A 20,465-nucleotide genomic window follows, 5' to 3' on the forward strand; every position below is an offset into this window, starting at 1 on the left:
TCCATACCTCCTCCATCGTTCGATCGGTTCATTATCTATTCACTAATCTATATGTAATATCCATGCCAATTCATTCCATGAGGTATATAAGCCATTTTCCCGAAGAGGGCCTTCGACGATAGGCTCATTAGGTAAAATACTTTTTACCTTCTTTACATTTATTTCGTATTTCTTTATGATGGAAAGAGAAACGGAGGAGGAAAGAAAATGGATACCATCGCTTTTTTGATTGCTGACGAGTTGATGCAGCAGTCTGTCTATACGATACTGCACATTTATAAAGATAAACTGGAAGCCCATGACATCACGACGACAGTCACGATCATCGACTTCCCCCATCTCATCGACCAGGCCCGCGGCCTGATACGCCAGGGCGCCAAAGTCATCATCACCAACAGCGGTTCCCACCAGATACTGACCAAGGCCATCGACAACGTGCCGATTCTCTGCCTTTTCAGTTCGACCAACGACGCCTTATATACACTGCGCTCTATTGCTCCGAAATACAAGCAGATCCACTTGCTGCTCAATGAGAACTTCATGTTCAACAAAGATGCCTGTCCGGAAGAGCTTCGCAAAAAAATCGTCTTCTATCCCCGCTACAGCCTGGATAAGACGCACTTAGAGCTGTTAGCGCGGGTCCGTCAGCTTCCGGTCACGCCGGATACGGCCATCGTCGGCTGTCCCCTGCTGCCCCAGATTGCCTATCCCAGTCCCATGCCGATTTATTCCATCAGGCCCAGCGAATCGACGATGCTCTCCGTCCTGCTCTACGCCCAGGAGCTCCTGGTCTTTCAAAGGAAGGACAATAAGCAGCTGTCCATGATGTCGTCCATCTTATCCCACGTCACAGACGGCATCATCCTCTATGCCAAGGGCGGCGCCATTTCCCACATCAATGAACGGGCTGCGTCCTTCCTGGGGATTCCGGTGACGACGAAGAACATGCGCGACATCTTTCCCGACTGGACCGAAGGGTCGAGCCCATCTTTCCACGAGACGATTCTCCAGCGGCCGCCGTATACGCTCATCGCCAATTCTGACTTTTTCCTCATGGACAGTAGGTCCCAATACATCCTGACTATCCGCGACGTGACGGAACTGCAGCGCCTGGAAAAGAATATCCGCTACAAACTCTCCAAGACGGGACTGACGGCGACGCACCATTTCGAGGACATCAAGACCGTCGACGAAGGCATGAAGCACGTCATCCGCCAGGCCGAAGTCATGGCCCGGTACAACGCGCCCATCCTCATCCAGGGCGAGAGCGGCACGGGGAAGGAACTCTTTGCCCAGAGCATCCACAATGCCAGCGACCGCCGTCACGGTCCTTTCGTGGCCATCAACTGCGCCGCCCTGCCGACAGACCTCCTGGAAAGCGAGCTCTTCGGCTATGTCGGCGGGTCCTTTACGGGCGCCCGCAAAGAAGGCAAGGCCGGCCTCTTTGAAATGGCCCACAACGGGACGATATTCCTCGATGAAATCAACAGCATGGCGCCGAGCATCCAGTCGAAGCTCCTGCGCGTCCTGGAAACGAAGCAGGTCATGCGCCTCGGTTCGGACTACGTCATCCCCCTGGATATCCGCATCATCTCGGCCAGCAATGCCGACATCATCGCCGCTGTCCAGGCCGGCAGCTTCCGGCGCGACCTGTTCTTCCGCATCAACCCCCTGCGCCTGAGCCTGCCGCCGCTGAACGAACGGCCTGACGACATCCTCTACCTCTTCGCTTACTTCCTGGAAAATTTCACCCATCGCCGGCAGCCCCTCAAGGCGTCATTAAAAAAAGCCCTCATCCAGCATGACTGGTGGGGCAATATCCGCGAGCTGCACAGCGTCGCCTTGCGCTATTATATTTTTGGCGATACTCTGGACGATGACTACGATACCTTATTCGATATCCCGGACGAGGCCCAAAAGAACGCCCTGCTGGATACGGCGTCCCTCCAGCTGAACATGAAGAGCCTGGAAAAGACGATCCAGCAGATTCTCATTGAAGAACTGCAAGAAAAAGGCTATAGCCAGAAGGATATAGCCAAATTGCTCAACGTATCGCGGCAGACGATTTTCAATAAGATGAGGCCTTAGCCTTTACGGCCTCCAGCGGCGCCGGATGCGGCTGTTGGGGATGTTCAATTTTTGCCGGAACTTGGTCACCGTCCGTCGGGCTACGGAAATCTGGGCGGAGGCAAAATATTCGGCCAGGTCCTGGTCCGAATAGGGGTGGTCCTTATCTTCGCTTTCGACGAGATCCGCGATTTTCCGCATGATAGCTTTATCGGATACGCTGGCCCCATCTTCTTTATCGACGGCATAGGCCGTAGCCAAAAAGGACTGCAGTGGATATACCTGGCCTTCAAAGAGGACGTAGCGGTGGCGGCAGACGCGGCTGACCGTAGCCGTGCTGAGTTTCGTCTCCTCGGCGATGTCTTTCTGCCGCAAGGGCTGCAAGGGCTTATGGTACAAGAAATAGTCTTTCTGGTGGCTCATCAGGCAGGTCACGACTTGTTCGATGGAATGATGGCGATAGGCCAGGGCCGAGGCCAGGTCATTGAAATCACGGCGGGCTTTGCGGATATAGACCAGGGTCTCCTTGTCGCCCTGGGCGGCGTACTGGTCATACAAGTCATCGCGAAAATAGACATCCGGTATCTCTTCCAACGAGCGCAGGGCCAGCTGGCCTTTCTCGTCGCAATAAATCTCCACGTCCGGCCGGATATAGACTTCTTCCTGGGTAATCTGGCCGGCCGGCTGGAGGGACAGGGTCTTGAGGAAATCGCGGATAGCCTGCAGGCCCGCTTCAGACAGGGCCAGGGAAGCCTGGATTTTCTGCCATTTCCCCTGGAGGAAGTCTTCATAATGCTGCGCCAGCAGGGCTTCCGTCTTGGCAGGGGCCTTGCGGCTGCGCCGGGTCTGGATGAGCAGGGCTTCGCGCAGATCCCTGGCGGCAATGCCCGGCGGGTCAAAGGACTGGACGAGTTCCAGCCCTTTTTTCATGTCTTCCGGAGTGAGATGATAAGCCGTGCCCAGGGAAGCCAGGTCGCCCTGGAAAAAGCCCTTATCGTCGAGGGAGCCGATGACCAGGCCTGCCGCCATCAGCTGCGGCCTGGGCAGGGACTGGACGCGGAGCTGGGCCATGAGCCGGGCTTCCAGGGAATCACTGCGGCTGCGGAGATTGTCGATGGCCTTATCGCCCTTATCGCCGGCCGGCCGGACATCGTGATAGCGGATATCCAGCAAGGGATTGTCCGTCACCTGTTCCTGCAAAAAATCGGCCAGATTCTGGGCGTGGAGGGCCAGCATATGGATGGTCAGGCGCTGGACCTGCAATATTTTCGCTTTCTGTTCGAGTTTCAACGATAAGTTCGACATGACACGCCTCTTTCACGTAAAGAATTATTTTTTCACCATAGCCTCTAAGATACGATGGGCTTCGTCCGGTTCGTGGTCTTTGATGATGCGGCTCACCGTATCATATCCCAGGGCCCCGATATAGGCTGCACCAAAGGCAGCCGAAGCCTGGAGGTGCTGCCGGCACGAGTCTTCCCGGACTTCCAGTCCTTCGACACAGGCCGTCTGGAAGATGCGCACTGACCGGATGAGGAGCTGCAGGCTTTCCAGCAGGCAGTCGGCGATGAGCGGTTCAAAGGCATTGAGTTCAAATTCGCCGTGAGCGGCGGCCATGGCAATGGCGCTGTCGTCAGCCATGACTTTCATGGCGCACTGCATGACCATTTCCGGGATGACCGGATTGACCTTGCCCGGCATGATGGAACTGCCCTGCTGACGGGCAGGCAGGCGGATTTCGCCGATGCCGCCATGAGGGCCGGAATTCATGAGGCGCAAGTCGTTGGCGATTTTCATGAGATTGACGGCCAAGGCCTTGAGTAGGCCCGACACTTCGACGAAGACGTCGTTGTTCTGGGTCAGGTCGACGGGATATTCTGCCGCGGCCAGGCCGATGCCCGTCAGCTGGCGCAGCTGTTCGATGACTTCGTAGCGGTACTGCCGCGACGCCGTATCGGCCGTGCCGATAGCCGTGCCGCCGAGGTTGACCATGCGCAGGCGTTCCTCGATTTTATAGAGGCGCCAGCGGTCACGGGACAGGGCCTGGGCATAGGCGCCGAACTCTTCGCCTGCCGTCATGGGGACGGCATCCATGAGCTCTGTCCGGCCCAGTTTATATGTCTTCTCATAGGCCTGTTCTTTGTGCTGGAAGGCTTCCTGCAAGTCGGCACAGGCCTTGCTCAGCTCCCGCAGCTGGCGGATGGCGGCAATGCGCAGGGCCGTCGGATAGACGTCGTTCGTCGACTGGCCGCGGTTGACGTCATCCAGGGGATGGATGACGTCGTATTGGCCCGGCTTTTTCCCCAATATGACCAAGGCGGCGTTGGCGATGACTTCGTTGACGTTCATGTTCGTCGACGTACCGGCGCCGCCCTGCAGGGCCTCGGTCACAAAAGCGTCGTCGTACTGACCGGCCAGGATGGCATCACAGGCAGCGGCAATGGCCTGGTAAATCCCGTCTTCGCGCACACCCAGGCGGGCGTAGGTCAGGGCGGCGGCCTTCTTGACCGTCACCATGGCATAGATGAGCGGCATAGCCGTCCGCTTGTGGCCTAAGGGGAAATTTTCCAAAGCCCTGGCCGTGTTGATACCGTACATCGCATTTTCCGGCAAATCCACTTCACCTAGTACATCGCGTTCGATACGCGTGTGTTCCATCCGAATCCCTCCCAAAGTAATCGCCCCTACAAACTACAAACTACAAACTACAAACTACAAACTACAAACTACAAACTATTTTACACCAGCGACTGCAAATACGGGAAGACGCTGAGGCTGCGTTTCAAGATGCCCTGCATATAGGCGATGGCGATGCCGTAATTGGTAATCGGCACCTGCTGGTCGGCAGCGCATTTCATGCGGTACTGGACTTCCCGCCCGTTGAGCATACAGCCGCCGCAGTGGATGACCAGGGCATAGCCCGATAAATCGTCGGGGAAATCGCGGCCGCTGGCGGTTTCGATGCGGATATCCTTCTGCGTATAGTTGCGCAGCCAGCGGGGAATCTTGACCGTGCCGATGTCGTCGCATTGGCGGTGGTGCGTACAGCCTTCAGCAATGAGGACCGTATCGCCGTCGTGCAGTTTTTCGATGGCCGTGACGCCGCGGACGGCCGTTTCCAGCAGGCCCTTGTGCCGGGCCATGAGGATGGAGAACGACGTCAGGCGCACATCCAGCGGCGTGTCGGCCGAGACTTTGGCAAAGACCTGGCTGTCCGTAATGACCAAGGCCGGTTTCTGGCCCAGGCAGTCCAAGGTATGGCGCAGTTCATATTCTTTGACGACGATGGCGGCGCTGTCGTTGTCGATGATTTCACGGATTGTCTGCTGCTGGGGCAGGATGAGGCGCCCTTTCGGCGCGGCCGTGTCGATGGGAACGACGAGGACGACGAAGTCGCCGCCCTGGATGAGGTCGCTGACGATGGGCGCGGCTGTCTCAACGGGCTTCAGGCGGGCCAGGCGTTCTTTCAGTTCATGGATGCCCTCCCCTTTCAGGGCACTGACGTAGATTTCATGGTCCTGCGCCTGTCCGGGCTGCTCCAGCAGATCGGCTTTATTATAGACGACGAGATAAGGCAGGTTCTTTTCCCGGATGAGATTCAGGACTTCGTCATCGGCCGGCGTCCGCCCTTCGGCAGCGTCGATGATGACGACGGCTATATCCGTCTTGTTGAGGACCTGTTTTGTCCGCCGCACCCGTTCTTCACCCAGGGCGCCGACGTCGTCGAAACCCGGCGTATCGATGATGACGACTGGCCCTAAGGGCAGGAGTTCCATGGCTTTATAGACCGGGTCCGTCGTCGTCCCTTTCGTCGCCGACACGATGGACAGGTCCTGGCCGGTCACGGCGTTGACGACGCTCGATTTGCCGGCATTGCGGCGGCCAAAGAAGCCGATATGGACCCGTTCGCCTGACGGCGTATCATTCATCCCCATAGATATCGCTCCTTTCCTAAACCTGGAGCAGCTTTTGAGCTAACTCCCGATAAATCTGGCTGACCGGCAGGTCCGGGTCGCCTTCGACGACGGTCATGCCTTTATTTTCATAATACTGGATTTCCTTGCTTCTGGGAATATCGGCTACGATGGGCAGGCCGTGTTCATCGGCAAAGGCCTTGACCAGTTCGTATTCATCATCGACATTGCGCCGGTTGAGGATGATGCCCTTGACCTGGGCATAGCCGCGGCTCTTGAAGTTTTCGACGGCCTTGATGATATTAGCCGCTGCGTAGAGGGCCATCTTTTCGCCGGACGTGACGATGAAGATTTCATCGGCATAGCCATCGCGGATGGGCGCAGAGAAGCCGCCGCAGACGACGTCGCCCAAGACGTCATATAAGACGACGTCAGGCTGGAGCTTCTGGAAGACTTCCTGTTCGTCCATGAGGTCGAAAGTGGCGATGATGCCCCGGCCGGCACAGCCCAGGCCCGGCGTAGGGCCGCCCGTTTCGATGCAGAAGACGCCGCCGAAGCCTTCCCGGCCGATATGGTCGAAATCCGGTCCTTCTGTATGTTCTCGATAGTAGTCCATGACCGGCGTGACGGGATGGCCGTGCAGGAGGTTCAGCGTCGAATCGGCCTTAGGGTCACAGCCGACTTGGACGACTTTTTTCCCCATCATGGCCAGGGCGGCCGACACGTTGGCTGCCGTCGTCGACTTGCCGATGCCGCCTTTCCCATAAATTGCAAATTTTCTCATAAGACTTCCTCCTCACGTCAATTTATTTTTCAGCCATGCCGAAAAGGACGGCCCGACGAAGATGGGCATATCGGCGTGATAATGCCGTCCCGAATAGGCTTCATGGGGCATGGAAATGAATTTTTCTTTTTCATCCGGCAGCAGCCGGGCGTAAATCGGGTCGGCAATGACCCGGCGGGCTTTGCGGCATTCCTGACGGATGACATCTTCGACGCTGGCCACTTCGACCTGTTCCAGGAGCCACCGCGGCGCATCGGCAAGGGGGCAGAGCATGCGGACGTCGGAAATGCCCATTTCCTGCTGGAGCATAGCCTTCATCGACAAGAGGTAGACCGGTTCGCCGATGACCAGGACGTCACAGGGCGTATCGGCGTAGACCGGCTCCGTCTTCCAGGCGTTGAGGTCGGCCAGGGCATACTGGGCTTTGATGTACTTTTCCTGTCCCGTAAAGCCTGTGAGATACGACGAATCGCAGTTCCGCAAGGCTTCCAGCCAGTCAGCCGTCCCCTTTTCACCCATGGGGATGCCGACGACATAAGGGATGCCGTAGGTATCGCGCATGTACTGGGCCAGGTAGAAGGCCGTCGACGACAGGACAGCGTTGACGTCGGCATTGGCCGCTTCGGCCAACGTGTCCAGGGTATCGCCCATGGACCACGAACTCTGCAGGGTAAAGCCGGCATCGGTGACGATTTGCTTGAGCGTCGTCGCATTGCCGACGACGGAAAAGTCCAGCGGCGTCAGGCCCAGGAGATTGACCCGTTTCGCCGGTTTCTGCGGCTTGCGATGAGGCGCCTTCAAAAAGGTCTTGGCCAGCCAGATATAGGCGCCGCCGGCACCGGGCAGGTAACTGTGGATACCGTCGGTCCGGAAGCCCAGCGTCGGCAGGCCCGTCCGGGCCGCTACCAGGCGCTCGATGGCCTTGAAGTCCGTGCCGATGGCATTCGGCATGGGACTGCCGCCGATGGCGACAAAGCGGGGATGGGCCGCTTCTACGGCTTCGGCGATATTGTCGATGAGGCGCTGGTCATTGCCCTGGATGGTATCGATTTCATTGATGCCCGATACGTAGACCATGCTCGGCGTATCGTACCACCGCGGTTCATCGTGCGTATCGTATGTCGAATTACAGCCGTCAGCATCGTGCATGACGATGAGGCCGCCTAATTCAAAGAGCGACGATGCAATGCCGAACATGTCGACGGCATACGTCGATAAGACGCGTTGTGCTTGTTTCAACCATGACACCCCCATGCTTTTATTTGAATGATATCCCGCATCTTGGGATTTTCGGCGGCATTGGCCTGGCCGATCAAATCTAAAATCTTCAACAGGCCCGTATAGCCATAGAAACCGCCGTTTTCAACGAGATTGACGAAATACTTCGTATCCGTGAAATAGGCCGCCATCTGGCCGATGGCCAGGACTTTCCCGTACTTCTTACTGTCGTCACGCGGCAGGAGGCGGCGCTTGAAATGCGACGTCGAACGCAGGGACAGGTCCGGATACTGTTCCCGCAGGAACTGGAACGTTTCCTTTTCATCAGGCGACATTTCGTCGAGATAAATGGCGTAGACGTTGAAACCGTGGGTCAAGAGGAACGCAGCCAGTTCCAAGGGCCGCGGCGTCGCCGTATAGTCGATGGCGATGTGCGTATCACCGACTTGTTCCCGCAGGGTTTGGACTTTTTCTTCGATAGCCTGTTCATAGGCGTCGCAATCGGGCATGGTCAGGCCCAGGGCATCCGCCGCCTTTTGCAGGTTGCGGCGCATCCGGCCGTACTCATAGGCATAGGGCAGGTACAGGGCCTGCTGGTCCAGGCGCTTGCCCATATCCTGAGCTGCCGGACCGGCATTTTCCAGGAAGTAAATGTTGGCCACCGATTCACCCATGGCCTTATATTCTTCATAAGTCTGGCAGGCAGCGAAATCGTGGATAGCATAGCCTCCCTGGCGGAGCATAGCCGTCAATTCATTGTCTTCGTCGACGGGATAGTAATTGACGACATAATTGACGGCCTTCTGTTTCGGCAGGGGCTGGACAGCCCGCACGAGCTGGCGCCGGCCGAGGATGTCCGGCGTATAGCGCCGCTGCAGGGTCGGAATCATATAGCCGTCGATGAAATCGATGTCGGGATATTTCTGGCGCAGCGTCCCGTAGACGACGCGCAGGTCGATATTGAGGAAGTGCTGCATACAGCTGGTAAAGCCTTCGATGCACTTCGGCCGCTCGGGCATATCGTCGATGATATGGGAAATGCCGTCGATCATCATTTCTTCCAGGTTGCCCTTTATCAGGTTCTCGTTCGTCAAGGTGACGGTAGAGAAGCGGCCGGCCCCGTCCGGGACTTCATCAGCCGACAAGACGACGCCGTGAAGGCAGCAGGCGCAGCAAACGTAGACTTCGTGGCAGCCAGGGATGAGCATGGGCGAATGGGCAATGGTCCAATGGCCCCGGGCTGGCGAAGCATATTTCAGGCCGATGTGGAAGGGCTTGGGAAACGACGCCTGGCTGATGGCGACTTCGGCGCCGTCTGGTGTGACGTGATACCGCGGCACCTGGGGTGGATGAATTTCATTTTCGTAAATCATGCTCTCCCTCCTCCTTAGCAGATGCGCGGCAGCAGTTCACCGCCTGGCGGCGGCAGCAGCGTTTCCGCGCCGATTTCCGTACGCATGATGACCCGGCCGGGCTGGTCGGCTGTAACTTCGCCGATGATGGCCGCATCTTTCGAATATTTGCCCTGGCGCAGGGTGGCGACAATATCGCCGGCTACGGCTTTGGGCGCAAAGATGACCAGCCGGCCTTCGCAGGCCAGGTAAAGCGGTTCCAGGCCGAGCATGCCGCAGACGCCGCGGACGGCCGGGTCGACCGGGATGGCCTGGCTGTCCAAGTGGATGCCGACGTGGCTCTGGCCGGCGATTTCATAGAGGACCGTACCGACACCGCCGCGGGTCGCATCACGGATGACGTGGATGTCCTTGGTCGTATCCAGCATGGCTTCGACAGTCCCCCATAAAGGCGCGCAGTCGCTGGTCACATCGGCATCGATGCCGAACTGGTTGCGGGCCAGGAGGATCGTGCAGCCATGGCGGCCGACGTCGCCGCTGACGATGACAGCATCGCCGGGACGGGCCAGGGTCCCCGACGTATGGACGCCGTCTACGATCTGGCCGATACCCGTCGTCGTAATGAACAGGTGGTCGACCTGGCCTTTCCCGGCTACTTTCGTATCGCCGGCGACGATGCGCACACCGGCTTCAGCCGCCGTCTTGGCCATAGCCGCCGCATATTCTTCGACTTTAGCCAGGGGGAAGCCTTCTTCGATGACGAAGGCACACGACAGATATAAGGGCTTGGCACCCATGCAGGACAGGTCGTTGACGGTCCCGCAGATGCTCAGTTTGCCGATATTGCCGCCAGGAAATTCCGGCGGCGAGACGATGAAGCCGTCTGTCGTAAAAGCCAGGTTAGTCCCGCCGATGGGCAGGACAGCGGCGTCGTCCCCGGTGAACTGGGGATTGGAAAAATGAGCTTTAAAGACACGGTCGATGAGTTCGGCAGTCTGTTTGCCGCCGGCGCCGTGGGCTAAGGTAATGACATCACTCATGTAAATTGCCTCCATATAAATAATAAGCCGAGCAGGCCCCTTCGTGGGAAACCATGCAGGCCCCTACGGGATGTTCCGGCGTGCAGACCTTGCCAAAGAGCGGGCACTGGGGCGGCGTGCATTTCCCCTGCAGGATATCGCCGCAACGGCAGGCCGGATTGGCGCGCCCTTCCATAGCCGGCACGCCGTATTTCTTGCGGGCGTCACAGACTGCAAAGGCAGGCCGCAGCTGCAGGCCCGACTGGGGGATGACGCCTAAGCCGCGCCATTCCGAATCGCACGGTTCCATGACTTCTTTTATCAGGGCCTGAGCGGCCGGGCTGCCTTCAGCCTTGACGACACGGGGATAGCAGTTCTTGAAGAAGGGCTTCCCCTGAGGGAATTTGACCAGGATGACGGCAAAGGCCGTGAGCAGTTCTTTGGCCGTAAAGCCGGCGACGACGCCGGATACGCCTTCTTTCAGCATGGCTTCGCCAGAGCGGGTCCCCATGACGGCGTCGACGTGGCCGGGATAGAGGAAAGCGTCGGCGCTGTCCTTCATGGCTTCATAGGCCATAGGCATGGTCTTGTTAGCCGTGAGCAGGGAAAAATTCGTCATCCCGTCGGCGACGGCCTGCTTGACAGCCAGGCACGACGGCGGTGTCGTCGTTTCAAAGCCGACAGACAGGAAGACGACGTCTTCGTCCGGATGCGCCTTGGCATAATCATAGGCGTCGAGGGGCGAATAGACGATTTCCACATGACCTCCCTGACTGCGGGCATCGGCCAGGCTCATCGTACTGCCCGGTACGCGCACGAGGTCGCCAAAGGTGCAGATCGTAACGCCTTTTTCCAGGGCCAGCCAGATGGCCTGGTCGATATAACCGACAGGCGTGACGCAGACCGGGCAGCCCGGCCCGGAGATGACGTCGACCTGGGGCGGCAGGATCTGGCGGATGCCCTGGCGGAAGATTTCATGCGTATGGGTCCCGCATACTTCCATAATGCGGATTTTCGGCCCGTCATAACTGCGGATAATATCCAGGGCCGTCCGCTTCTTTGCTTCTGCCATCAGTTCAGGTCCTCCAGGATATCGTCTGTTTCGTCGGCATCATTATCGGTAATCTTGGCGATAGCCATGCCGGCGTGGACCATGACGTAATCGCCAGGATCGAGTTCGTCGATAAGAGCTGCCGATACTTCCCGTTTAGCACCGGAAGCATCGACGAGAGCCATTCCATTCTGTATTTTCATAACACGTGCCGGTAACCCTACACACATGATAATTCCTCCTTTATGTATAATCAATTAATTTCGTTCATCGAACAACGGGCAACCTCTCAGACCGCCTGCGGCGGCCAGCTCCCCTATCAGGGGAGCCTTGCGGGCCTACGAATACATGCACGACGTGTACACCATCAGTCCGGACGGGCAACCTCTCAGACCGCCTACGGCGGCCAGCTCCCCTATCAGGGGAGCCTTGCGACCTGCGACCTGCGACCTGCGGCCTGCGGGCCGCCTTCCAGGCGGCCCCTACGCATACGCGGCGTAAACGGCCTGTCCTAAGGCGATGCCGCCGTCGTTGGGCGGGACCGTGCTGTGCTTGAGGACGGTGAAGCCCAGGTGCTGCAGGGTCTGGTCGCAAAGGCGCAGGAGCAGGCGGTTCTGGAAGACGCCGCCGCTCAGGGCCACGGCGTGCAGTCCCGTTTCTTCCTGCACGGCCAGGCAGGCCCCGGCAATCATGGCGGCCAGGCCCCGATGAAATGCATAGGCCAGGCAGCCGGCCGCTTCTCCGGCCAGGCGGCCTTCCAGTATCTGCCGGACCAGGACACCCGTCGGCAGGAGCAGCCGCTCTTGGCCATGGATGGGCGCCATGGGCGTCACATCCGGTGCGGGACGGTCTTTTTCCCAGGCCTCAGCGGCAAACTGGAGGGCCATCGACGCCTGGCCTTCAAAGGTCGAAGCCCGGCAAATCCCCAAGATAGCGCTGATGCCGTCGAAGAGGCGGCCGGCACTGGTCGACAAGACGCTGTTGATCTGCTGGTCAGCCAGGAAGAACTGGGCCTGCCGTTCGGCTTCACTGCAAAGGTGCAGGGCTTCGATCATGGACGCCGCCTGGCTCCGGTCCTTCTGCAAGCTGTCGATGAGGCTGACGGCAATGCGCCAGCCCTCGCGGGCCGATGCGTCGCCGCCGCGCTGCCAGAAAGGCTGGATTGACGCAGACCGCTGAAAGCCATGGACGTCACTGACCAGGACTTCGCCGCCCCAAATCGTCCCGTCTGTCCCGTAGCCGGTACCGTCAAAGGCGATGCCGATGACCGGTTCTTCCCAGTCGTTTTCAGCCATGCAGGACAGGATATGGGCATAGTGATGCTGGACGGCGACGACGGGCAGGCCCAGTTCATGGGCTACGGCCGTCGTGTTATAGCGCGGGTGCAGGTCGCAGGCGACGACAGACGGCTTGGCTTCGAGGAGCGTCGTCATGCGCCGGATGGACTGGCGCAGGGCTTCGACAGTCCGTATATCGGCCATGTCGCCGATGTACGGCGAAGGATAGAACAGGTGATTGCGGCCGATGCAGAAACAGTTCTTCAATTCTCCACCCATAGCCAGGACATCCTTGCCGCTTCCCTTTCCATAGAAGAAAGGCAGCGGCGCATAGCCCCGGGAGCGGCGTATCATATAGGGCTTGCCGTCATACCAGTCCATGACCGAATCATCGGCCCGCAGGCGGATGCGGCGGTTGTGGCTCAGGATGAGGTCGCAGAGGCCGGACAGTTCCTGCCGCGCTTCGTCGTCATCGTGACAGATAGGCGCGCCGGACTCATTGGCGCTGGTCATGACCAGTGCATCCGGTACGGCGAGGCCGTCGTCATAAGTAAAGAGCAGCAGATGGAGCGGCGTATAGGGCAGCATGACGCCGACAGACGGATTGCCCGGTGCAATGGACGGCGCCAGGGTCTGACTGCCTTTCTTGGGCAGTAAGATAATCGGCTTCTGATGGCCGTCGAGGACGTTTTCCGCCCCATCGGGAATGATGCACTGCCGGCGCACGGCGTCGAGGTCCTTCATCATGACGGCAAAAGGCTTTACAGGCCGCCGCTTGCGCTGACGCAGGGTCTGGACAGCCTGTTCATTGCGGGCATCACAGCAGAGGTGGAAGCCGCCGATGCCCTTGACGGCGATGATTTTTCCATCAATAATCGCCTGTCTGGCCGCAATGATGGCCTGACGGCGCCGTTCGGGCCGGTCCAGGAGATAGACTTCCGGACCGCAGTCGTTGCAGCAGACCGGCTGGGCATCGTAACGCCGCGTTTCGGCGTGGGTATATTCATACTCACACTGGGGACACATGGGGAACTCGCCCATACTCGTCCGTTCGCGGTCGTAAGGCATGGCATCGAGGATGGTCAGCCGCGGGCCACAGGCCGTGCAGTTGATGAAGGGGTGGAGATAGCGGCGGTTGGTCTTATCGAAGAGCTCCGCTTTGCAGGCATCGCAGATGGCAATGTCCGGCGACACGAAGATATCGCCTTTTTCCCTGGCGCTCTCGACGATGGAAAAATCCTCGTACGGCGGCCGGTCTTCCGTCGTCGTGACGACTTTCAGGATAGCCGACCGTTCAGGCGCCTTGCCTTCCAAATCATCGTGGAAGGCCATCAGCGCCGCCGGGGAACCTTGGGCCAGGATTTCCACATAAGAGCCCTTATTGCAGACCGTCCCGTGAATGGCATGAGCCGCTGCGATGCGGCTGACAAAGGGCCGAAAGCCGACGCCCTGGACGATGCCAAAGACACAAATCCGTTCCGTATGCATCTTATCCCCTCCCGGACACGGCGAAATGCGGGAAATCGACGTATTGGCCGTGGAAGTTCGGCAGGGCCCGGCGGAAATAGGCATCGCCGAGGATGATGTCGAACTGGTCGTTGTCGGCCAGGCGGCGCAGGTCGTCTTCTTCACGGAGCCGGACACAGTCCGTCCCCTGCGGCTCAGGGAGCCCCATGAACCACGAAGCCGTCGTCACGTAAGCGGCACCGGCTTCTTCGGCCATGGCGGCCATAGCCGAGGCAGCGACAGCCTGATGGATGATGAGGACGTTCTTGCCAGAAAAGAGGTTGTCGTCAAAATCGACGACGGCATCGAGGCCGAAGTAATGGAGCTCATAAGGTGTCCCGAAGGTCTTCTGCAGATATTGAGCGGCCTTCAGGCCGGCCGGTGAGAGGACCAGATTGAGGGAGGCCTTGCCGGCCTTGCGGTAATCGTCGATTTCATCGAACAAGAGAATCTGCTGCCAGCCGTCTTCGACCAGGGACTGGCTGATCCATTCGATATCGCCAGGGTGCATCAGTTCCAGGGGAACAGCGCCGAGGACGCCGACTGTATCGGCTTCGGCCTGCTGCGACGGGTCGGCCAGGACCGGGAATAAGGCGTCGTAGGCCTTTTCGATGCCCTTGTCGTAGTAATCCATGCCCGTCGTATCGACTGTGACGACTGGGATGGACAGCTTCTTTTCAGCCATGTGCTTCAAGGCCTTATAGTCCGTGCCGATGACCGACGGGACCGGCGTCCCGACGATAGCGGCAAAGTCGGCATCAATCGTTTCGGCAGCCTGGCAGAGTTTATCGACCAGGCGGTCGTCGCGGCCGAGGATGGCGTCCATATCGCGCAGGCCGGCACTGAAGACGGCACTCTTTTTCCCACTGAACCAGCGCGGTTCATCGAAACCGCAGATGTTGCCGGCACAGCCGCCGGCATCGCAAATGACGACGATGCCGTTCAGTCCGTAGAGGACGACCGCCGCGCCGGAGTCGTCCGGTGCAAAGGGTGAAATATATTTCCATAAACCTTTCATGGATGTTTCCTTTCCAACAAGGCCTGCTCCAGCCGCTGTAACAGTGAAATGACTCCGGCATAACCGAAGGGCTGGATATCTTCATCCCACGAGAGATGGGCGGCCTGTTCATGATAATATGCGGCATCTTTGCCGATGGTGACGTCGACAGGATGGTCCTGTCCCCGGTAATAGAGCATGGACGGCGACAAATTGGAGTATACCTGCGTATCCGGGCTCAGCTGGGCCAGGTGGCGCAGGTAGACGAAATCGTCCGGCCCCAGGTTGGCGTAGATTTCGCGGATGACGAAACCGTAGCGGGTCAGGGCCAGGGCCATTTCAAAGGCGTTGCCGTTCTGCATCTCGCCGATGGCCACGGTCGTGCCGCTGCATTTTTCCCGCACAGCCCGAACGACGGCCTGGGCCCGTTCATGCCAGGCACTGTCATCGATGGTCGTCCCCAGTACCTGAGCCAGGGCCTGATACTGTTTGTGGATCTGGGCGACCTGGTAGAGACGGGTCAGCTCGATGCTGGGAATACCCAGGCGCTTTTCCATATCCTGGGCAGCCAGGCGCGCTTCCGGATTGAGGATGATGTTGACGTTGGCCTGGGACATGGCCTTATAGGCGGCAAAGTCGGGACAGCGGGAAATCTCATTGATCTGATTAAAGCCGACGCCTCTCAGGATGTCGTACAACTCGCAGTCGTCCTGCAAGGGCGCGAAATAGCCCAGGAGATTGACCGTCCGGCGGCGGCGCGGCTGTTTTTCCAGCAGCGAATAAATGGCCCGGCGGACGTCGACCATCGGCGGCTTGCGGCCTTCCCGGGTCAGAGCGTACATGTAGCAGGGCACGACGGGCAGGCCCGCTTCCTTTTCGGCTTTGCGGCAGACCCGTTCCATATCGGTCCCCAGAAGGGCGTCGACACAGGTCATGCAGATCATGACGACTGACGGCTTTTCAGCCAGGCTGTCGACGACTTCACAGACGGCCTGGGGGATTTTCTTCAGATGGCGGCCCGTGACGATGTCCGTTTCATCCATGATATAGAAGAAGAAACGGTCGCTGTACCCGCCCATTTCGCTGAGGATCGTCGTATTGCGGCCACAGCAGCCCGGTCCGACCAGGAGCATGACCGATCCGGGAATGGACAGGCCTGCCCGTTTGACGCCGAAGCCCTGGGCCCCAGGCGAGTTGAAGGCCAGGGCAGCCGGAGAATTATAGATGAGGTGCGTCGACGTGACGAGTTCAGCCGGGATATCATCGCGGCCGCGCGTCACCAGGTCCTGCACGGTGATAGCATAAGGTTTTCGTTCTGTCATAATCATTCCTTGTCTTGTAATAATTTTTGGGCCAAATCGAGGAAGATATGGCTGATAGGCAGGTCCGGATCGCCTTCGATGACGGTCTGGCCCAGATCTTCATAGCGGTTGATGTCGTCGCTGCGGGGAATGTCGCCGACGATGGAAAGGTGAGCCTTTTCGGCAAAGGCCCGGACCTTCGCTTCTTCGTCGGGGACGTTGCGGCGGTTGAGGAGGATACCCCGGACCTTGGCATAGCTGCGGTCGGCAAAATTGGCCACAGCCGTATTGATGTTGTTGGCTGCGTAGAGAGCCATTTTTTCGCCCGATGTGACGATGAGGACCTGTTCCGCATAGCCTTCGCGGATAGGCGCTGCAAAGCCACCGCAGACGACGTCGCCCAGGACATCGTACAGGACGACGTCGGGCTCATATTTTTCAAAGAGGCCTAAATCTTCCAACAAAGAAAAAGTGGCGATAATGCCCCGGCCGGCACAGCCCAGGCCCGGCGTAGGACCGCCCGTTTCGATACAGAGGACACCGCCATAGCCGATGCGGGAAATATCCTCGATGGATTCTGGATCTTCGTCGTGTTCCCGCAGATAATTCATGACCGGCTGGACGGGATGGCCGCCGAGCAGATTGAACGTCGAATCGGCCTTAGGGTCACAGCCGATCTGGATGACTTTCTTGCCTAAATAGGCGAAGGCAGCGGCCAGATTACTGGTCATCGTCGATTTCCCGATGCCGCCTTTGCCGTAAATCGCAATTTTCAGCATACGCGCCTCCTACTGCGGCATAGGCGGGTAAATCGTCTTGGTGCTGACTTCCGGGAGCATCCCTAATTTCCCCGACAAAGCGCTGATGACGTCTTGCGGCGCATCGACGATGAGGCTGATGACGTTGATATCCTTATCCTTATAAGGGACCCCCATGCGGCCGACGACATACTGGCCATATTCATGCAGGATCTCATTTAATTTAGTCGATTCCTGGCGATTCCCTACGATAATACCGATTAAAGCGACTCTCGTTTCCATATTCGTACCTCCTAAAGAAAAAAGGGGCTGTCGCACGTGCGACGCCCCTTTTTGAGTTTTAAGTTTCCAGTTTGTAGTTTTTAGTGAAGGTCTTTGAATTGAAAGCCCTCATCTACAAACTATAATCAAAAGGGACCACGCATGATGGCAGAAGCCTCCGTGCGACAGTCCCTTCGGATAATTGTGCTTTCGCCTCATCTGCGCAGTCAAGTCTTTGCAGAGGAGCACGGTTGCTTCATAGATGAAGTTTTCCGTCAGGCAATCCTTACGGAGCACTTATTTACCCTATTATTATAACAGATTTAGTCTACTTTGGCGAATACTCACCTATTTTTTCCGCCCAAAAAAGCGCGGTACTTTTCATTGAACGTGGCCTTGTTCAATTCCTTTTCCCAGCAGGCGACGACGACCGTAGCCATGCAGTTGCCACAGACGTTGCAGATCGTGCGGATCATGTCGAGGAGGCGGTCGATGCCCAGGAGGATGGCGACGCCTTCTGTAGGCAGATTGAAGGCCGCTGCCGTCGCAGCGACGACGATGATGCCCGCACCGGGAACACCGGCAATGCCCTTGGTCGACAGCATGAGCGTGACCATGACCAGTAGCTGCTGCTCAATGGGCATCTGGATACCGTAGAGCTGGGCAATGAACAAGATACCGGCTGAACTGTACAGCGTCGAGCCGTCGAGGTTGAAGGAATAACCCGTCGGCATGACAAAGGTGACAATCGTCTTGGGAACGCCCAATTCTTCCAGGCGCTTCATGGCGCCGGGCAGGGCGGCTTCACTGCTGGCCGTCGAGAAAGCCAGGAAGAGGATGTCCTTCAAGGCCCGGATGACGTGGAAGAAATTGATGCCCGTAAAAAGGCTGGCAATGAGGGCGACGACACAGATGAACAGCGCCGTAGCACCGGCGACGGACAAGATGAGCTTGCCCAAGGGGATGAGCATGGCAATGCCATAGCTGCCGACGGTATAGGCAATCATGGCAAAGACACCGATAGGCGCAAAGTGCATGACATAGCCCGTTACTTTGAACATGGCTTCAGCCACGCTCTGGCAGATATCGACAATGGTTTCACCTTTGCCGCCGATATGGGCGACAGCGACGCCAAAGAAGCAGGCAAAAAAGATGATCTGCAGCATATCCTGCCGGGCCATGGCATCGACGATGTTGGTCGGGATGATGTGGACGGCATAGTCGACGAGGTCGACACTGTGCTGGCTGGCAGCTGCGGCATTGGAAGCATTCGCTGCCGAAGCCGATAAAGTGACGCCCACACCGGGTTCTGCAATATTCATGAACAACAGGCCGATGGCCAGGGCGATGGTCGTAGCGAACTCGAACCAAATGATGGCCTTGCCGCCTAAGCGGCCGAGCTTTTTAAAATCGCCCGTACCGGCAATACCCATGACCAGGGTACTGAAAATAAGGGGCACGACAATCATCTTGATCATGCGCAGGAAGGCATCACCGAAGGGTTTCAGCTTATCGCCGAAATCGGGGAACAAATAACCGACCAGGGCACCGAGGGCCAGGCCGATTAAAATTTGGGAACTCAAGCCAATTTTTTTCTTCAAGGCTGTATCTCCTTTTCTCTGGTAATAAAAAACAGCAGATAAATAAAATTGTATGCTATTTTCGCCAAATACACAAGGTTTTATATGTATATTTTCCTCACAAAAAGATAACTTCTTGACACAGCGGGTACAGCCTTCTATAGTATACATAAAAGAAGAACAGGAGTTGAGCTTATGATTTGTCCCAAATGTGGTACGGAACTGCGCGACGGCGTCCTCATGTGCCCGATTTGCGGCACTAAACAGGAAGTACCACCGCCAGTCCCGCCCAAAAATATACAAAATAACCCGAAAATCTTTACTAAGACTCGGGTTATTAGTGTCATCATCATTGCAGCCTTTATCATTATCGGCTTATGCAAGGTGTTCTTATTCAAATGATTGTTAGATGCGGGAAATGACAGCATCATCGTCAATGAAAATGCCGTTGTTTCCCATATCACCGGAAAAACGGTCTGTTTCCACTGAGGCCTGGATTCCCATGAGGGTATTGCGGAAATGGAGCGTCCCTCGACTATAACGGTCTCCATCAGCGCCATTAAAACCGTCGATATCGGCGCGGTCCAATAACATCTGGCGCGTATCTTCCGATAAGTCGCCCCATCTCATTCCCAACAAGGTCCGTGAAAGCATAACCATCCATCCTTTCGTTTAAATTTGACAAAGAGTAAAAAAAGAGCAAGGGCAGAATGTGTACTCGTAAGACATCTTTGTCCTTGCTTTTATTCTTTGTATCCATTATATATTTCACAATAAGAAAAGTCAATCCGTTATGTGAAAAAATGTACTATTCCCCGGTCGCAGTTCGCAAAACCATGCCTCATGGATGTTATGTATATCACCATGAAAAAAGCTGTGGCTCGTTGTTCGTGGTTCGTGGCTCGTAAAAGCTCACCATCATTCTGAATAGGCTGTGGTCAAATATCACAGCGGGCCGCCCAAGACTCCCTTTATAGGGGAGCTGACCGCCAAAGGCGGTCTGAGAGGTTGAAGATCGGCCCCTACGATGCGGCCATAAGGCCGCAAAAACGAGCCACGAACCATTAACAACGAACAGCAAAAAAGCACTGGCGGTTGTCCCACCTCTCCTGCCGAATCCAGGGTATCTCTGTCTGACCGCATACTTTCACTCCATCAGGTCACGAGATTCGGCATAAGCGACTCACACGGTTTTGCGCGTCGCAGAGCTCCTTCAAAACCGGTTCCCTGCTTATCCCAGGGAACCCTGGTCGGATAGGAAGCCGCCTCGTCCCACATCGCTTGTCATGTATGATGGGTACCCCCATTATTCCGAACGGGCGCCCCACGTGGGCGCCCTTGCTAGCTGCTAACTGCTGACGGCTAACAACAAAAAAAGCA

18 protein-coding genes are annotated in these 20,465 nt (G+C 57.3%); 2 read left to right on the plus strand and 16 right to left on the minus strand.

Features of this window, described 5'->3' with window-relative positions; all coding sequences use genetic code 11:
* Positions 1-207: 207 nt before the first annotated feature.
* Positions 208-2,088: a sigma-54 interaction domain-containing protein gene (locus WMO23_RS02655; RefSeq protein ID WP_301877145.1), complete on the plus strand. Its 1,881-nt coding sequence runs from the start codon at positions 208-210 to the stop codon at positions 2,086-2,088.
* A 3-nt stretch (positions 2,089-2,091) separates the two neighbouring features.
* On the opposite strand, the gene rpoN is transcribed toward WMO23_RS02655, so the two are convergent.
* The 15 genes from rpoN to WMO23_RS02730 all read right to left on the minus strand — a co-directional run bounded on the left by rpoN (position 2,092) and on the right by WMO23_RS02730 (position 19,106).
* A complete protein-coding gene (gene rpoN, locus WMO23_RS02660) occupies positions 2,092-3,372 on the minus strand; it encodes an RNA polymerase factor sigma-54 (RefSeq protein ID WP_302681134.1) in 1,281 nt (426 codons plus the stop codon).
* Between the two features lie 24 nt (positions 3,373-3,396).
* A complete protein-coding gene (locus tag WMO23_RS02665; RefSeq protein ID WP_292108427.1) occupies positions 3,397-4,725 on the minus strand; it encodes an aspartate ammonia-lyase in 1,329 nt (442 codons plus the stop codon).
* An 80-nt stretch (positions 4,726-4,805) separates the two neighbouring features.
* A complete protein-coding gene (gene hydF / locus WMO23_RS02670) occupies positions 4,806-6,002 on the minus strand; it encodes a [FeFe] hydrogenase H-cluster maturation GTPase HydF (RefSeq protein ID WP_349173195.1) in 1,197 nt (398 codons plus the stop codon).
* Positions 6,003-6,018: 16 nt separating this feature from the next.
* Positions 6,019-6,765, minus strand: a complete 747-nt coding sequence (locus WMO23_RS02675) for a nucleotide-binding protein (RefSeq protein WP_292298225.1) — start codon at positions 6,763-6,765, stop codon at positions 6,019-6,021.
* Between the two features lie 12 nt (positions 6,766-6,777).
* Positions 6,778-8,004, minus strand: coding sequence for a nitrogenase component 1 (locus WMO23_RS02680; RefSeq protein ID WP_020310439.1), 1,227 nt, complete (start codon positions 8,002-8,004; stop codon positions 6,778-6,780).
* A complete protein-coding gene (locus WMO23_RS02685; RefSeq protein ID WP_349173198.1) occupies positions 8,001-9,356 on the minus strand; it encodes a nitrogenase component 1 in 1,356 nt (451 codons plus the stop codon). Before WMO23_RS02685 ends, WMO23_RS02680 begins: the two co-directional genes overlap by 4 nt.
* 14 nt (positions 9,357-9,370) lie before the next feature.
* Positions 9,371-10,375, minus strand: coding sequence for a hydrogenase expression/formation protein HypE (hypE, locus tag WMO23_RS02690; protein WP_020310437.1), 1,005 nt, complete (start codon positions 10,373-10,375; stop codon positions 9,371-9,373).
* On the minus strand, positions 10,368-11,426 hold the full coding sequence (gene hypD, locus WMO23_RS02695; RefSeq protein ID WP_020310436.1) for a hydrogenase formation protein HypD: 1,059 nt from the start codon (positions 11,424-11,426) through the stop codon (positions 10,368-10,370). The genes hypE and hypD overlap by 8 nt, the downstream gene beginning before the upstream one ends.
* On the minus strand, positions 11,426-11,635 hold the full coding sequence (locus WMO23_RS02700; protein ID WP_020310435.1) for a HypC/HybG/HupF family hydrogenase formation chaperone: 210 nt from the start codon (positions 11,633-11,635) through the stop codon (positions 11,426-11,428). Before WMO23_RS02700 ends, hypD begins: the two co-directional genes overlap by 1 nt.
* Positions 11,636-11,887: 252 nt before the next feature.
* Entirely contained in the window at positions 11,888-14,170 is a 2,283-nt protein-coding gene (gene hypF / locus WMO23_RS02705) for a carbamoyltransferase HypF (protein ID WP_292298230.1), read from the minus strand.
* 1 nt (position 14,171) lies between these two features.
* The gene (locus WMO23_RS02710) at positions 14,172-15,206 is read right to left on the minus strand and encodes a nitrogenase component 1 (RefSeq protein WP_349173200.1); all 1,035 of its coding nucleotides are present in this window, start codon (positions 15,204-15,206) and stop codon (positions 14,172-14,174) included.
* Entirely contained in the window at positions 15,203-16,507 is a 1,305-nt protein-coding gene (locus WMO23_RS02715; protein ID WP_036201012.1) for a nitrogenase component 1, read from the minus strand. The genes WMO23_RS02710 and WMO23_RS02715 overlap by 4 nt, the downstream gene beginning before the upstream one ends.
* A gap of 2 nt (positions 16,508-16,509) precedes the next feature.
* The gene (locus WMO23_RS02720) at positions 16,510-17,265 is read right to left on the minus strand and encodes a nucleotide-binding protein (protein ID WP_020310432.1); all 756 of its coding nucleotides are present in this window, start codon (positions 17,263-17,265) and stop codon (positions 16,510-16,512) included.
* A 9-nt stretch (positions 17,266-17,274) separates the two neighbouring features.
* Positions 17,275-17,526, minus strand: a complete 252-nt coding sequence (locus WMO23_RS02725; protein WP_020310431.1) for a TM1266 family iron-only hydrogenase system putative regulator — start codon at positions 17,524-17,526, stop codon at positions 17,275-17,277.
* A 323-nt stretch (positions 17,527-17,849) separates the two neighbouring features.
* Positions 17,850-19,106, minus strand: coding sequence for a dicarboxylate/amino acid:cation symporter (locus WMO23_RS02730; protein ID WP_020311924.1), 1,257 nt, complete (start codon positions 19,104-19,106; stop codon positions 17,850-17,852).
* 174 nt (positions 19,107-19,280) lie between these two features.
* Here WMO23_RS02730 and WMO23_RS02735 point away from each other — a divergent pair, with 174 nt between their 5' ends.
* Positions 19,281-19,487 (plus strand): zinc-ribbon domain-containing protein, encoded by a 207-nt coding sequence (locus WMO23_RS02735; RefSeq protein WP_020311925.1) that lies wholly within the window; start codon positions 19,281-19,283, stop codon positions 19,485-19,487.
* A gap of 3 nt (positions 19,488-19,490) precedes the next feature.
* On the opposite strand, the gene WMO23_RS02740 is transcribed toward WMO23_RS02735, so the two are convergent.
* The gene (locus tag WMO23_RS02740; RefSeq protein WP_020311926.1) at positions 19,491-19,739 is read right to left on the minus strand and encodes a hypothetical protein; all 249 of its coding nucleotides are present in this window, start codon (positions 19,737-19,739) and stop codon (positions 19,491-19,493) included.
* Positions 19,740-20,465 lie beyond the last annotated feature (726 nt).

Origin of the sequence: Megasphaera intestinihominis, from assembly GCF_040096415.1 — a bacterium.
Classification (GTDB): Bacteria; Bacillota; Negativicutes; order Veillonellales; family Megasphaeraceae; genus Megasphaera; species Megasphaera intestinihominis.